The sequence below is a fragment of the Desulfobacterales bacterium genome, assembly GCA_030066985.1.
Classification (GTDB): domain Bacteria; phylum Desulfobacterota; class Desulfobacteria; order Desulfobacterales; family JAHEIW01; genus JAHEIW01.
In genome coordinates, this window is record JASJAN010000002.1 from 59,840 (window position 1) to 74,625 (window position 14,786).

A 14,786-nucleotide genomic window follows, 5' to 3' on the forward strand; every position below is an offset into this window, starting at 1 on the left:
CACTAATTGGCTGTTTGAACAGACTCAAACAATTTGGTGTATTCGCCATAGCCTTCTTTTTGCAGTTCTTCTCTGGGAACAAATTTCAGAGCGGCCGAATTGATGCAATAGCGCAGGCCGGTAGGTGCCGGACCATCCGGAAACACATGCCCCAGATGCGAATCCCCATGTTTGCTGCGAACTTCGGTTCGCACCATGAAAAACTTACGGTCTTCATGTTCGACGATATTTTCAGGTACCAGCGGTCGCGTAAAACTGGGCCAGCCGGTTCCCGAGTCAAACTTGTCTGTCGAAGCAAACAACGGCTCACCGGAAACGACGTCCACATATATCCCTTCTTTTTTGTTGTCATGATATTCGTTATTGAAGGGCGGCTCGGTACCGTCTTTCTGGGTGACCTTGTATTGCATGGGCGTTAACTGCTGTTTGAGCACCGCATCGTCGGGTTTTGAATATTTGGAATTATCGCCGGATTTCATCGATTTGGCGGCGGGCTTGGCCTCATCGCCCCACTTGCTTTTCAGAAATTGATCGCGGCCTGATCCGTAACGATACATTTTATAGCGCAATGGGTTTTTGCTGTAATAGTCCTGGTGATATTCCTCAGCCGGATAAAATTTGGTCAAGGGAACAATTTCGGTGGCGATCGGTTTGGAGAAACGTCTCGATTTTTCCAATTCCGCTCTGGATTCCTCCGCAATGCGCTTTTGTTCTTCATCGTGGTAAAAAATAGCCGGTCGATACTGGGAGCCGCGATCGACGAACTGCCCGCCGGCATCGGTGGGATCCATATGTCGCCAAAGCACATCCAGCAGTTCTTTGTAAGTGATTTTGTCTGGATCGTAAGTTATCTGAACCGCTTCGGTGTGACTGGTGCCGCCGGACGCTACCTGCTTGTAGGTCGGATTGGGCTCTTCACCCCCGGTATAGCCGGATATAACCTCGATGACACCGTCGACTTTTTCAAAATCCGATTCAACACACCAAAAACAACCACCGGCAAAAGTTGCGGTTTTATAGCCTTTGGATTCTGTTTTCATAAGGGTACTCTTTTCTTCGTTTTTAGCTTGTTTATCATTTGATTTTTGAAATCCGAATAGGACAATGCCTATCAGCAATATAGCGCTTATCGTAATAATTGTTTTCATCATAATGAACTCCATTCAAAACGATGCGTTTTAAGTTTTACAGCAGAAATATAAGCATTAATTGGTTAAAAGTCAGATTTTTGTTGCCTTAGTCGTAACAGGTGGCGGGACATTACAGATGGGTTCTGCTTTTGGGGAACAAACTGGCCACAACTCCCTGATATTGATCATAAAATCCAACTCCCAAAACAGCATTTTGATGGCGAATCAACACATAACCGCTGCCGTTGCAGGACTGGATCTGGTCCTTTTGAAGAGTAAACGGCTTGCGGGCTAAGTAAGAATGCAGCTGGTCGCAAGACGCATTAATGACATTGCGATCGGCCTTGCGGCCAAAGGCGGTGGCACATGAGGTGGTCAATTTGGGGTATTTAAAATGAAAATGAAACAGCGGTAGTCCGCTGATGCATTTGGCCATATGTGGCGGTCGGTGATCGGCGGCTACAGCGTAAATATCGCGCCGGCTTTTATTGAGCAGTTGCAAATTATCAAAGGCACTACGATCGATACCGAATCGCGTGCTAAGGATGTTAAACATCTGCTCAGCGTCGTTCAAGCGCTGTTGGGTGCTGCCGGAAGCGGTCTCAAAATCAGGGTGACTTAATTCGAGCGGCTCGACCGCTTTGTGAGCAACACCGTCGATCTTTTCCAGGAGAGCAATATAAAATCCGCCGGTATCGTTTAAATGCGGCCAAATCCGAATCGAGTGCCGCAGATCGTCGTGAAAGGTTGCACCTGCCCAGGACGTCATACCCGGAGCGCTGTTTAAGCCCGGCAGGTTGACCGGTAAAAAGCGAACCACACCGGGCATTTTTTTTAGAACAGCGTCGACAATAGCCTCATTTTCTTCCGGCGCATAGGTGCAGGTGCTATATAGTATGCGGCCCCCGACCCGGCAGCGGCGGATGGCGGATTCCAGCAGCAGCTGTTGCTTGTGGAAGCGTTTCGGCATTGGTTGGAAGGGCGCCCGATTTAAAATACCCGGATGGCGTCGACTGGTGCCTTCGCAACTGCAGGGCACATCCACCAGAACACAATCAAAATCCCCGGCCGCTCGTGGATAAGCGGTGCCGTCATGGCAGGTCACACTGACATTCATCAACCCCAGCCGGTCTATGGCCGAGCGCAGCGGCCGGATACGTTCCCAGAAAATATCGTTGGCTATCACGGTGCCGCGGTTTCCCAGAGCCTGGGCCATCAAAGCGGTCTTATTGCCCGGAGAAGCGCACAGGTCCAGAACACGCTCACCGGGCTGCGGATCCAGCAGCAAGGCCGGGATCATTGAGCTGGCCTCCTGAATGTGAAACCACCCGGCCAGATAGGACCAGTGGCGCCCCAAACGCCTGTCTCCATTTTGACTGCAAACGCGATAGGCCTCTGAATGCCACTCGAGCGGGGTCAGTGTGTAGCCGTCCGGTTCGAGGACATCGACCAGTTGCCGGGTGGTGGTGCGCAGGGTATTGGTCCAGGCAAACAACGGCTGGGGCCGGCTGGCCGCCTCTACAAAAGCATCAACATCATCAACAATCGAATAATACCGCTCTAAGGTATTCATCCTTAATAAACCTGCTTTAAAAGCGTAAAAGCGGGACGCCCATAAAATTATAAGTTTCTATCATAATCGTACAAATCTTTATCATGGAATGACCGCTAGCCACCCCATTCTTTGACCAGCGCATTAAATGCCTGGGCGCCGGAATCCAAGCACGGCTGGAAGCCGCCTCCCGGATTGCTCCATGCCGACGCCAGATAAAGCCCCTTGAAGGGCGTTGTATTTTCAAGCCTGTTCATGTAGGCATTGTTCATTGCCTGCTCATAGCCGTAAATGGCACCTTCCGGGTTGCGGGTATAGGTAATGTTGGTCAAGGGAGAGGCCGCCTCAACAACTTCAATCATGGAGCTGAGCCCGGGAATCACACGCTGTTCGGCCTTTTTGATAAGAGCCTCCGCAATTTGTTCTTTTTGCATATTGTAGGCTTTTTTACGGCCTGCAAAATAATCACCTGCATACGGTTTCCAGGGTTCGTAACCGCTGAGTATCAGCAACTGAACGGTTGAAGTGCCCGGTTGTGAGTAACCATCAAAAGCATGGTCGTAAATGGTAACGCCCAGCCCACTTTTGCTTGGATCGCAGGCCAAGCATGCTTGATAGCTTCGTTCCGGATCGTAGTGCTCGCTGAAAAAAATTTCATACCCGTTGACCGATTTTCTGATGTCACGGTTCAGACCCAGCCAGACTAGAAATGTAGATAAAGACGGGCGATAGTCCTTTATCTTCTCCGCATAGGACTTTGCCTTACGCGGCAAATCTTCAGGTGCTGTATCGCGTGTCAGCAAATCCAGTGTCGCAGGTACACTGGCATTAGAAATAACTGCTCTGGCGGTGATTTTTTTCCCATTGTCAAGCACCACGCCAGTAACTGCTCCCCTTTTCAGGGTAATGGCGATTGCCTCGGTGCCCAGCAGCATTTGCCCGCCGGCGCCGTCTATGGCCTGCACTAAAGCATCACTTAAATCCTGGGAGCGGTGTTTGATGTAATGACCGCCGAATCGAATATAGGCCGCGGTAGCAACAGCGTAATAAAAGCCGGATAGCTTAGATGGAGGAAGCCCATAGTAAGGCCAGAAAGTTGATAAAATACTCCTAAGCTTGGGATCCTGGGTATATCGATCGAGAACCTGCGCTAATGTATCTTTGCGGATGGCCCACATATTTTTATGAGTCATCGGAAATCGAATTAAATCCCACCAGGAATCTCGCTCAAACGGTTTTATGGCCTCATCGATGACACCTAAAATCTCATCGAAAAATCCCTGAATTCCTTTGGCTTCATCAGGAAAAAGCTGAGTCAGCTGTTCTACAATGGCTACTGGATTCTTCTGGGGCCAGGTCATGTCATGATCGGGTGTTATAATGCGGCACAGCTCGGGCAATTCGACAGTCTCGACTTTTTCCAGCACACCGGCGCCCTCAAGGGAGTCTTTTAATCCACCCCGGGCACTTAAGGTGGCATGCAAAGATACATCGAATGTATATTTGTCTCGATCAAAGCTTGTAGCGTAACCGCCTGGTCGGTCATGCTGCTCGATCAAGGTGACCGGAAAACCGCTGTTGGCCAAATGTGCTGCTGCACTCAAACCGCCCAGCCCGCCGCCAATGACAACCACCGGGAAGTCTTTTTTAGGCTCAATAGCGGCAGCCAGCGCTTTCACCCTTGTCCAGTCAACCGAAAAGGCAGCCGTTGCCGCCGCAGCCAGACGTATAAATTCACGCCGCGAAAAATTGGTGCCAGTTTTTGCTTTCATCACAGCCTCCGAAAAATTAGATACCTGAATAGTTTTTGTGAAGGGACGCCCATAAAATTATAAGTTTCTCATTGATACTCACTCTATCTTACAACAAAAAAATGCTCTAATAATCCTGAATGGCGGTTTCAGCACCTCACTTGACGACATATTTTTTGCTGTCTCGATAGCACCATGTAATTAATGATATATCGATTGGAATCGGTTGGTTCAACCCCTTGATGTATTTTGTAGAACGGCTTGCGCAAGCTATTTTTTATTTTATATATAATTTCAAATACTTAAAATCAATCGTGTTCCTTTTATATAATACAGATAACACCAGGATATGAAATACATGTACCTAGAAACTTATAATTTTATGGGCGTCCCCCTAAATTTTTAATTCGTCAGCCGGGTAGATGTATGACGCAAGTTTCGGGTGGACGATCGTTTGCGATTGTGTGTATAACCACAAAGCCAAAACGAGCACCAAGGAAACAAAAAATTATAGCTTTAAAAACTTAGAAATCTCTTAGCGCCTTTGCGTGAGGTTATTTTGAACGAAAAAGTAATCACCACCACCTGCTCTTTTGACTGCGGGGCGCGCTGCCTGCTCAAAGTACATGTGGCCGAAGGCAGGATCACCCGTATCGGTACCGACAGCCGGCGTGAACGAGCCTTGACCGCCTGCATCCGCGGTCTGTCTCAAAAGCATGTCGTTTATGCGCCGGATCGCCTTACGCAGCCCTTGAAAAGAACCGGCCCTCGCGGACAGGCACAATTTGTACCCATTTCTTGGGATGAAGCACTGAACACGGTGGCGCATAAATTGGCCGAGGTTAAAAAAACTTACGGGGCACATGCCACTTTGCTGATGAATTATTACGGCAACGAAGGCGCCCTGAACAACAGCATCAAAACAGCCCAGCGCTTTTTTAACCAGTTTGGCGGGTGCACCACCGTCTGGGGCAGCACCTCAATGGAAGGCGCCAGATTCGCATGTGAAACCACCTTCGGCTCCCGCTTTACCGCCAACAGCCGCGACAACCTGCTGCACTCAAAATATATAATTTTGTGGGGCTGGGATCCGCTGGTCTCCCGCTTCCGGCCTTATACAGCAGCCTATCTCCGTCAGGCCAAGAAAAACGGCGCCAAAATTATAGCAGTAGACCCGCGCTTAACTGCATCCGGAAAAACGCTGGCTGAGCGTTGGATTGCCATCCAACCGGGCAGCGATACGGCTGTGATGATGGCCATGGCCCATGTCATGATGGATGAGGGCCTCTATGATCGAGACTTCATTGCTACCCATACTTACGGATTCGAAGACTTTAAGGATTATGTCTTGGGGAAAGCCGATGGGATCCCCAAAACCCCGCAGTGGGCCTCACAGAGAAGCGGCGTGCCGGTGGAAGACATCTTTGACCTGGCCCGGGATTACGCGGAATTGAAACCGGCGGCGCTGTGCGCCAGCTGGGCACCGGGCCGCAGCACATTTGGCGAGCAGTTCCACCGGGCAGCGATGACGCTGGCCGCGATGACCGCCAATATCGGCAATGTCGGCGGCCATGTGGCCGGGGGCACCGATCGTATGGATATGGGGGACCTGGCAGCATCATTGCCCGTACCTGACAAAGAAAACCCGGCAGTGCATGTCAATGAAATTTACGACACCCTGTTAAAAGGCCGCAGCGGCGGTTTTCCGGCAGATATTAAGCTGCTTTATGTGGTCGGCTGCAATATGTTAAATCAGTTTTCAAATATTAACAAAGGCGTCAAAGCACTTAAAGCCCTGGAATTTATGGTCGTTCATGAACTGTTTTTAACACCCACCGCTCGCTTTGCCGATATTGTCTTGCCGATCACCCATTATCTGGAACAGGAAGATATCGGCCAGCCCTGGCTGGGGGGCCCTTACTGTATCTATATGAACAAGGTCATTGAGCCCAGAGGGGAAACCCGTTCGGATCTGGCTGTTTTTACCGCGCTGGCAGGTCTTCTGGGCATTGAGGGCTACAATCAACGATCCGACCGGCAGTGGTTGGATTCATTTCTGGCCGCCACGCCGCATTTTCCGGATCCAGAGGAATTTCGTCAAAAAGGTGTGTATCGCGTAGCACTCGCTGAGCCCCGGGTGGCTTTCGAAAAACAGATTGAGGACCCTGAGCGCCATCCGTTTGCGACCCCCAGCGGCAAAATTGAAATCTACAGCCACAAAATTGCCCAGATGGGCAACGCCCAAATTCCGGCAATTCCCCAGCACATGGATCCCTGGGAAAAAACGGCCCGTGAGCAATTAATCGAATTTCCGCTGCAGCTGGTCAGCCCGCATGCCAAAACCCGCGTCAATTCTCAATTTGACAACATTGCCCAACTGAAAGAAAAAACCGATGATCGCATGTGGATAAACACAGAGGATGCTGCTAAACGCGGTATTAAAACTGACGATGGGGTTTTAGTTTACAATGCGTGCGGTCGTCTGCGCACCCGGGCCAAAGTCACGGATCGCATCATGCCCGGAGTCGTTAGCCTGGATGCCGGCGCCTGGTATCAGCCGGATGCCGATGGTGTTGATAATGGCGGCAGTGTGAACGTTCTCACCAAAGACAGCATGTCCCCCGCAGGCGCCTTTCCGAGCAATACCTGCCGCGTCCAAGTTGAAACCTTGCATGAAGATTAATGAGAGACTGTATAAGCCCTTAATAATACCAGGCTAAATAAGTCCGATATGTCGACCAAAATATCTGTCATGTAAAAGGATGAAAATCATTTTATCTCATTAATCTTCACCCGATGGGCGAGCCGGAGGCTTCCATTTGCTGCGTTATTAAGGGCGAGGCATAGTTCACTATAGCCTCGCCCTTAAATGCCTTGCATATGAAAACCTCCAACTCGTGCAAGGTTCAACTCAATATGCATGAAGATTAATGAGAAGCTGTAGAAATAGTTAACAATACCAAGCTAAACAAGCCCAATATGGCGACCAAAATACCTATTATGCAAGGTTCCAACTTATTTGCTTGAAGATAGATGAGAAACTTATAATTTTATGGGCGTCCCCTTAGTTTAACGCATGGATATGAAGTAAAGAGTCATACCCTTGTCATGCCTTGAATCAGGGCCATGACATTTTGCCCGAGAACATCATGATTGTATCCGCCTTCCAGAATAGCAAAACAGCCGCCTCCATTGGCGTCGGCAGTTGATCTAACCTGGCGGCCAATTTCTTCGTAATCCTCGGTGTAGAGTAGACCGCCCCAGTCTTCAGCGTGGTTATCGAAACCAGCGGAAATGCCGATCAAATCCGCCCGGCAGTTTTTCATAACCGTTTCCACCTCTTTAAGGTAATCGCTGCGGTTGCGGCCTTCGGTATTAATAACGGTCACCCAATTTCGCTTATCTAAAATATTTACCGTGCCGTCACCGAAATGATAATCGATATCCAGCACGCAGGCAGTTTTGATTTTTTTCTGGCGTCGCAGCGTCTCTAAGGCCACAGCCATGTTATTAAAAAAACAAAACCCCCAGGCTGAAGCCGCCGAGGCGTGATGCCCCGGGGGGCGGATCAGCCCGAAGCAGGGTTCAGACAGACCGATTTGAGCGGCCTGAATGGCGCCGCCAGCGGCCAGCGCGGCGATTTCGTATAATCCCTGGTTTTCAACCTGCTGGATATACATTTCGGTGTGGATGGCGGCAATGTGCTGACGGACGGCAGGCTCTGCTTGAATGAACGCTACGTGCGGTTCAATGGTATTGACGATGGCCTCCATGCGTCCGGCGGCGGCTGCCGGGTCACCGGTATATACCTTATAAAAATCCTCATGAAAAACGACTTTCATTTCATATATTCCTTTTTATACGTACACGAACAAAATTGTCAGGAAAATTCGCAAAGCTTATGATTGCATCAAACTTATGCAAATTCACACCATTTTGCAATCCGCTATATTTTTCAAAGAAGGGACGCCCAAAGACCAGGCCGATTCAAAAGTGGAGACCGCCTTCGGCGGATTAGTGCGCCTGAGGCGCATAGAATGCATTTTTGAGATGAGTTCTAAAAAAAAGGAACCAGAATTATTCTGATTCCTTTTTCGAACCCCCTTGTCGGGTACTGCCGTGGCACGTTCGGCCAGACAATTTACGGGCTGTGGCCCGTTTGTTATTTTTTCATACTGCTTTTAATCGGCGTGACTGTAACCGATTTAATACCGTCTTTAACATCCATCGTCACTTTGTTTTTCCAATCACCATCATCGTGCCAAACCACGTAGTAGTGTCCGTTGTCCAGGCTCACATTTAAGTCCACTGTTTCGGAAGCCTTGAGCTCGCCGCCCGCCAGGTTGAACGGATGCGGCCAGTCATAAGTGTGATCGATCCAATACAGCAGGTAAAACATTTTTTTGTTGGTGGTGTTGTCAAACTTGATGGAAAAATTGGCAAATGCGATGGCAGGCAGTAAAATGATGACCAGAACAAATATTAATTTTTTCATAGGCGGCTCCTGAAACGATTTCGACGTTTAACAGCTTGTCTCTATTATTATTATCGCCATAAATGCCGTAACACTTTAATAAAAATGCACGGATTGAACCTTATTCTCAGACAGGATCTACAGGATTTTGAGGATAATTCTCTTAGTCGCTCTCCAGACGAGAGCGACTAAACTCAATCCGCTTTCAGCGGAATAAACTATTTCGGTATTCAACCTAAAGCGGGGAAGACTCCAAATTTCTGGATTATATATTCAGTTCATGAAAGTACGTAATATTCGCCGCAGGCGATAGGGTTTGGCCGTTATCTTCCGGATAACGGCCAAAAGAAATCCTGATAATACTGCTTGGCGCGGCGTAGCTCGCCAGAGCGAAGACGGGTAAATCCTGTCTAAAAAGCTTTATATGATGTTGAACGGAGTTGCGAAAAGGAATGAAGCGTGGAAGTGGAATATTTAGGAAGAAATCCAAATAATATATAAACCGGTTGGTATATTTTATTGTTTTTGGAGCTGTTGGATGTAAAAATGCAGCTCGTTGACGGCCTGATCCAAAATAGCGGGGTCGCGGTTGCAGGCATGCAGGGCAGCGGCGCCGTTTAACGCCATGATGATGTGGCGGGCAATGGCATTGAAATTCAGGTTGTCTTTGAGCCTTCCCTGCTGATGGGCCTGTTTGAGCCAGGCGCATAGCAGGCCGGCAAGCTGGTCAAAACCTTGCATTATATGACTGCTCAGGGCGGCTGATTGACCGGAAAGCTCCACCAGCATGCTGTGGAAAAAGCAGCCGCCTTCAAATACCTGATTTCCAAGCTTGTGTTTAATATCATTGTCAATCAGCAGCTGGATGCGCTGCAGCGGATCGGAAACAGCGGCGATACCCTCAAAAACGACATCCCGCCAGATACGCATGGCTTCATCGTATACCGCATACCAGAGCGTTTCCTTGCTGGCAAAATGCCCATAGAATCCGCCCTTGGTCAAATCAGTAGCGGCCGTGATGTCATTAATCGAGGTGTTGAAATAACCTTTGATGCAGAACAACTGCAAAGATTTTTCAATGATGTGCTGACGTGTTTGAATGCCTTTGGCAGCCAATTAAGCCTCCAACATAAAATATACCAACCGGTTATTATATAAATCGAATTTTTATCATTTGTCAAAGTAAATTTTGGGCATTTATCGGTCGGAAGACCAACATCAGGGAAGACGAAGTCAATAGATTTGCTGGGTTTATCTCGGATACAGACCGACTTGTGGAGAGATGGCCTGTCGCGGGTAGCTTTGGCACTTACCAGATCTGCTCAAGCGGGTGGATCAGTTGATACTTGTCCGGATTTTTCTGTATGAAATCCCAGATGTCGTCTGGCTGGGCGGCTCCCGGCTCAACATTAAAGTCTTTGCCTGCTTTGGCAAAGGCATAAGCCACCAACCACGAGCAGATCGGGTAATCTTTGCTTTGTAAAATTTTGCGAAAAACATAAGCGCCCAAAAGCAGCCAATCCAGCAGATGGCCGATCACCGTAAAAATGCCGTACCTTTTGCCCACCTGGGCCACTGCCTTTTCGACGATTGTATCGGTTTCAGCAGACGTCAGGTTGATCGGGCGATAGATGGCCACCTTGTCATGACTAAATGGACCGTAGCGCTTCCACAATTTATGCTTGCGAACGCGCAACAGGGTTTCAACCACCTGGCTGTTTTCCAGATCACCTTCGGTCACCACAATACCGGTGTGGTTCACTTTGGTTCTGCTCTCACCGATGGTGCGCGTAAAAAACCGAATGAGTTTTGAAAAAAACCCGGCACCATAGGTCAGGAACACATCACCGGGAAGCAAATTAACCTTATCCACATCCTCCTCCTCCTCAATCCTGCATGAAAATTAGTGATAAATGATACATTAATCAGGCGATACGCGAAAATTTCTCCTGCTGTAAACAGATCATTTTTTGAGACGGCTATTTGACATATTTGTGCAATTCCAAATTTCCGTCAATGAATTTCAGGTTGTATTTAAAAATATCAATCTTCCAGACAGGCCCGATTTTTTTCAGGTGAAAATTATAGCTGCCGACGAAGGTACGGCTGTTCTGCCCTGTGACGTTGGGCAAATAATGAAAGGCAATGCCATAGCAGAAAACATCCGCCTCATCTGCTTTTAAGGAGACATCGTAGTTGCCGGCCTGGTGATGGATGGCTTTCAACCCTTTAAGTCCCTGGGCCCAGCCATCTGCTATTTGCTGTGGCGTTAATTTGTTGGGCTCACCGCCCATGACAGAGGTCATATCAAGCACAACTTCATCAGCAAAACAGGCTTTGACGCCTTCCCAATCCCGGTTGTCGGTGCTGACAAACAGGCGGTTGACAGTTTTGATGACGTTTTTCTCTTCAACTAAAGCGTTGGTCTGTTTTTCAAGCGCCGTCACGCTTGTTTCCTGGGTATGGCTACATGCAACCGTAAGCAGGATTAACAAAAAAAGGAAAAAGGTTTTCATATCGCCTCCTCTATTGCGACTCTTTGATCATAATTTCAAGCTGATATTCGATTTAGAAGTAAGAAATGAGATTGGAAACCAAAAATAACAAAAAATTGAAAATGGTTTTTAAAATAACGTGCGCTGGGGATCGAAAATTCCTATACCTTATCAGTTTGCAGGCGGTCAAATGAAAATTAATTTTGCCATACCCGGTCAGACGAAGATTGGGGTCTTACGTTTCACTTAATGACTGCTGGTCGATTGTCGGGCCATGCCCAGATATATGGCCGCCAGGGCAATCAGCACACCCAGCCAGTTGAACAGGGTGGTCGGTCTTTGAAAAAACAAAACGTCCCAGACAAACGCCAGCGTGGGCTGAAGCAATAGAATCAAGCCTGAAAAAGATGCGCGAACTTTCGGTAGGGCGTTGGTGATCAGAATCCAGCCGACGGTATGGCTGAGCAGGCCCAAGGCAAGCAGGGCCAACAGGCTCTGCAGATCCGGTATCTTAAATGAAGTTTGCCTGAAGACAATCTCTGCCCCTAAAAAGATGGCCGTGGTCAATGAGACCATCATCAGCACATAAAAAAAAGAAGTGCCCATCTGGTCAGCCTGCAGTTGACGAAGCGACAGCAAAAATCCCGCATAGCAAATCGCTGCCGCCAGGCCGTAATAAACGCCGATGCGATATTGGATTTGCAGGTCGGACCAGCTAACCCCAACGATCATAAACAGACCCACAAAAGCAAGGGGCAAGGATACCAGGTAAATCCATCGCATCGGCTCCTTTAAAAACAGCACCCCGACCGCGGCCAGAATGAACACCTGAAAGTTCGGCAGAATCGTGCCCAGCCCCGGGCCGATGTATTCAATGCTGTAATGATACAGCCACAGGTCCAGGCCCAGCAGAAAACCGCATAGCAGACTCAACAATAGATGGCGCAGACCGAACCAGCGCAGCTCACGACGATACAGTGCCGCCAGCAGCAAAGCAGCGCCACCGAAAAAAACCCGGTAGAAGGCGGAAACATTTGGCGCCACATGGGCCACCTTAACCCAGACACCGGTAAAACTGATCAGCACAGCTCCGATGACAAGGATCAGCAAAGTGAGTTGTTGCGTCTGGCTTTTTAAGCGTTGGGCGCTGTCCATGGAATTGGAATCCATACCATCATATGCATGTCTTAAATTTATTGGTTATATATAGGGCTGTCGTTACCGCCACCGCCAGAGCCAAATCCTGCCCGTTTAGGCCTTAAAACATCTGAGGCCTGCCTATTATGGTATTCGAAGCTTTTTTGCAACCATAGCGTTTCAAGCTTCGATTTCGAGTGTCAAATGCCAATAAAACGATGGACGTCTGTATTTTAGTTGCTTATATTAGTGCGGGTTAAAATGGACTTTGTAACCGGGGAATGATCAGCCGATTAAAAAATGAACAAACCTTCTGAAAAATTTGTCAACTACTATGAGCTGCTGGAAGTGGATCCACAAGCCGGGCCCCAGGAGATCAAGCAGGCCTATCTCAAGCAGGTCAAACTATGGCACCCGGATAAAAATCGCGATCGTACGGCGCAGGCGGAAGAAAAAACCAAAGTGCTCAATCAGGCCTATCATGTACTGTCTGATACCGAAGGCCGCAAAAACTACGACCGCATGCTCCGATTTACAAGAGGCAAGGATTTTACAGAATTCATAAACGATGATGCCATTCGCAATAAACTCAATAAGGCTTACCCATCCTTAAGAAAGGTCCTTGAAAATGTTGCTGAGCTGTATGCGCTGTTCAAAGACGCGGTCAAAGGCGAATACAAACTGCACTCGGCCAATATTGCCATGATTGGCGGTGGCTTGCTGTATTTCATCCTACCCGCAGATCTGATCCCGGATTTCATTCCCCTGGTTGGGTATTTAGATGATCTGGCGGTCTTAACCACGATTATGAATTCGTTAAAGGGTGAAATAAATGCATATCGCACCTGGAGAAAAACCGGATTAAAGGGACAATTCCAAAAATAATAGCCAAAATTTTTGTTGATTTCTCGAATTTTATTATATATAGATTAAAACCGAATTAAATCGCTTTTGACGTCTATACTTGTTGAATTTGATTCAGTAATCTGACTTCTATAAAACTATTGTTGGAGGCTCTAAATGTTTAAAACCAAGACGACTCTCAAATTTGTGGTGGTGCTGACTGCGATTGCGGGGCTCCTGTTCGTGGTGGGATGCGGAGACTCACAAGAAAAGCAACAGATGACTCAATTTATCCAGGAATTTGGCGGTGTTGTGCAGGAATACGCCAAAGCCGAAGATGGCCAAAAAGCAGAATTAGAGGCGAAATTAACTTCCCTTATGTCCAAGTGGACCCAGATGAAAATAGATATGGGCAGTAATATTACACCTCAAGCGTTAGATAAACTGGATGCCGAGTATCAAAAATTAGCCAAGGAATTTAAATCCCTTTCCGGTAAATCATAAAATAGTTTTTTTGCCGCCAACGGTTTAGGGCCGGCTGATAGAATAAAATAACAACATTTGACCCCATCTTTGTTTCTCTTTTATACCGAATTAGCGGGGCGCAGGATAACCTGCGCCCTGGCTTTTTTGGAGCCTTGTCCTGCCTTGTTTGATTGCCCGCTTTGTATTGTCCATCAGTTCAAATGAAGCGCCGCATGACGATGTGACGATGGGCGCCATTAAAGTAAGATAAATTCGACACGGACTTCAATCCGACAACACCGAGCACCAAATATTATTGGCCAGCCTCAACAACGGAATACTGCAACTGCCCTAAATTAAGATCGGTGTCGGGCAGTTCCTGAATGATGCTGACTTCCCAATCACCCAGACGTTCGGTTGGGATTTTTTTCCAGGTTCGATACCGCAGAGAGCCGGGGAGCTCGAGGTTGCTGACGCTTCGAACTTTATTATTGCGCTTGAAATGAATGATGATGTCGGGTTGATCTCCGGCAGGCACAAGGAAATTCATCCATAAAAAGACTTCCCGGTCTTTCTCAATTTGTCCCCCGGTAACCACTTCCTGGCATTCGTATTTGTAAGGTCCTTCTTCATAAATCTGGGCACATAATTTGTACGCTACCAGGACGGCACCCATGCCTTTACCCTGATAATAGTAATCAATTACTTTTTGGGCTTCCGCGGGTGTGGGTTTTTCCTGTGCCAGCAGGATCGACGGCAGACAAAATAGCAAAAAAAGAAGCAGTCCTATTTTTTTCATATTACCTCCTTATCCTATAATTCTGCTGAAACCATTTTGAGATTTGTCCAGGGACATAACATGTGAGTGCAATTTTTATGCTGAACCCTGTATTTTAAAATTTGTTAGAAATTTAAGAGGTTATACTATTGGCAGGCAAC

At 47.8% G+C, this 14,786-nt stretch carries 13 protein-coding genes; 3 read left to right on the forward strand and 10 right to left on the reverse strand.

Annotated features, from left to right (window positions below; genetic code table 11):
- Positions 1-2: 2 nt before the first annotated feature.
- From msrB to QNJ26_01085, 3 genes are all read right to left on the reverse strand, one after another.
- Entirely contained in the window at positions 3-1,040 is a 1,038-nt protein-coding gene (gene msrB / locus QNJ26_01075; GenBank protein ID MDJ0984104.1) for a peptide-methionine (R)-S-oxide reductase MsrB, read from the reverse strand.
- 220 nt (positions 1,041-1,260) lie between these two features.
- Positions 1,261-2,703 (reverse strand): RsmB/NOP family class I SAM-dependent RNA methyltransferase, encoded by a 1,443-nt coding sequence (locus QNJ26_01080; GenBank protein ID MDJ0984105.1) that lies wholly within the window; start codon positions 2,701-2,703, stop codon positions 1,261-1,263.
- A 95-nt stretch (positions 2,704-2,798) separates the two neighbouring features.
- On the reverse strand, positions 2,799-4,454 hold the full coding sequence (locus QNJ26_01085) for an NAD(P)/FAD-dependent oxidoreductase (GenBank protein ID MDJ0984106.1): 1,656 nt from the start codon (positions 4,452-4,454) through the stop codon (positions 2,799-2,801).
- A 538-nt stretch (positions 4,455-4,992) separates the two neighbouring features.
- Here QNJ26_01085 and QNJ26_01090 point away from each other — a divergent pair.
- Positions 4,993-7,116, forward strand: coding sequence for a molybdopterin-dependent oxidoreductase (locus QNJ26_01090; GenBank protein ID MDJ0984107.1), 2,124 nt, complete (start codon positions 4,993-4,995; stop codon positions 7,114-7,116).
- A gap of 412 nt (positions 7,117-7,528) precedes the next feature.
- Here the strand turns inward: QNJ26_01090 and QNJ26_01095 are convergent, their stop codons facing one another.
- From QNJ26_01095 to QNJ26_01120, 6 genes are all read right to left on the reverse strand, one after another.
- Positions 7,529-8,275, reverse strand: a complete 747-nt coding sequence (locus QNJ26_01095; GenBank protein ID MDJ0984108.1) for a histone deacetylase family protein — start codon at positions 8,273-8,275, stop codon at positions 7,529-7,531.
- A gap of 320 nt (positions 8,276-8,595) precedes the next feature.
- Entirely contained in the window at positions 8,596-8,928 is a 333-nt protein-coding gene (locus tag QNJ26_01100) for a hypothetical protein (GenBank protein MDJ0984109.1), read from the reverse strand.
- A 495-nt stretch (positions 8,929-9,423) separates the two neighbouring features.
- Complete coding sequence (locus QNJ26_01105; protein MDJ0984110.1) at positions 9,424-10,023, reverse strand: TetR family transcriptional regulator; 600 nt, start codon at positions 10,021-10,023, stop codon at positions 9,424-9,426.
- 193 nt (positions 10,024-10,216) lie between these two features.
- Positions 10,217-10,780 carry a hypothetical protein gene (locus QNJ26_01110; protein MDJ0984111.1) on the reverse strand — a complete coding sequence of 188 codons (564 nt, stop codon included), beginning with the start codon at positions 10,778-10,780 and terminating at the stop codon, positions 10,217-10,219.
- A gap of 106 nt (positions 10,781-10,886) precedes the next feature.
- The gene (locus QNJ26_01115) at positions 10,887-11,423 is read right to left on the reverse strand and encodes a nuclear transport factor 2 family protein (GenBank protein MDJ0984112.1); all 537 of its coding nucleotides are present in this window, start codon (positions 11,421-11,423) and stop codon (positions 10,887-10,889) included.
- Between the two features lie 225 nt (positions 11,424-11,648).
- Positions 11,649-12,572, reverse strand: a complete 924-nt coding sequence (locus QNJ26_01120; protein ID MDJ0984113.1) for a DMT family transporter — start codon at positions 12,570-12,572, stop codon at positions 11,649-11,651.
- A gap of 267 nt (positions 12,573-12,839) precedes the next feature.
- On the opposite strand from QNJ26_01120, the gene QNJ26_01125 reads away from it, so the two are divergent.
- Positions 12,840-13,424 carry a DnaJ domain-containing protein gene (locus QNJ26_01125; GenBank protein MDJ0984114.1) on the forward strand — a complete coding sequence of 195 codons (585 nt, stop codon included), beginning with the start codon at positions 12,840-12,842 and terminating at the stop codon, positions 13,422-13,424.
- Positions 13,425-13,559: 135 nt separating this feature from the next.
- The gene (locus QNJ26_01130) at positions 13,560-13,886 is read left to right on the forward strand and encodes a hypothetical protein (GenBank protein MDJ0984115.1); all 327 of its coding nucleotides are present in this window, start codon (positions 13,560-13,562) and stop codon (positions 13,884-13,886) included.
- 274 nt (positions 13,887-14,160) lie between these two features.
- Here QNJ26_01130 and QNJ26_01135 read toward each other — a convergent pair whose 3' ends face one another.
- Entirely contained in the window at positions 14,161-14,646 is a 486-nt protein-coding gene (locus tag QNJ26_01135; GenBank protein ID MDJ0984116.1) for a hypothetical protein, read from the reverse strand.
- Between the last annotated feature and the right edge of the window lie 140 nt (positions 14,647-14,786).

What these genes read in the sequence shown, in the direction of transcription:
- msrB (MDJ0984104.1), bottom strand. Translation starts at nt 1,040, where the DNA reads ATGAAAACAGAATCCAAAGGCTATAAAACCGCAACTTTTGCCGGTGGT.
- QNJ26_01080 (MDJ0984105.1), bottom strand. Translation starts at nt 2,703, where the DNA reads ATGAATACCTTAGAGCGGTATTATTCGATTGTTGATGATGTTGATGCT.
- QNJ26_01085 (MDJ0984106.1), bottom strand. Translation starts at nt 4,454, where the DNA reads ATGAAAGCAAAAACTGGCACCAATTTTTCGCGGCGTGAATTTATACGT.
- QNJ26_01095 (MDJ0984108.1), bottom strand. Translation starts at nt 8,275, where the DNA reads ATGAAAGTCGTTTTTCATGAGGATTTTTATAAGGTATATACCGGTGAC.
- QNJ26_01100 (MDJ0984109.1), bottom strand. Translation starts at nt 8,928, where the DNA reads ATGAAAAAATTAATATTTGTTCTGGTCATCATTTTACTGCCTGCCATC.
- QNJ26_01115 (MDJ0984112.1), bottom strand. Translation starts at nt 11,423, where the DNA reads ATGAAAACCTTTTTCCTTTTTTTGTTAATCCTGCTTACGGTTGCATGT.
- QNJ26_01120 (MDJ0984113.1), bottom strand. Translation starts at nt 12,572, where the DNA reads ATGGATTCCAATTCCATGGACAGCGCCCAACGCTTAAAAAGCCAGACG.
- QNJ26_01125 (MDJ0984114.1), top strand. Translation starts at nt 12,840, where the DNA reads ATGAACAAACCTTCTGAAAAATTTGTCAACTACTATGAGCTGCTGGAA.
- QNJ26_01130 (MDJ0984115.1), top strand. Translation starts at nt 13,560, where the DNA reads ATGTTTAAAACCAAGACGACTCTCAAATTTGTGGTGGTGCTGACTGCG.
- QNJ26_01135 (MDJ0984116.1), bottom strand. Translation starts at nt 14,646, where the DNA reads ATGAAAAAAATAGGACTGCTTCTTTTTTTGCTATTTTGTCTGCCGTCG.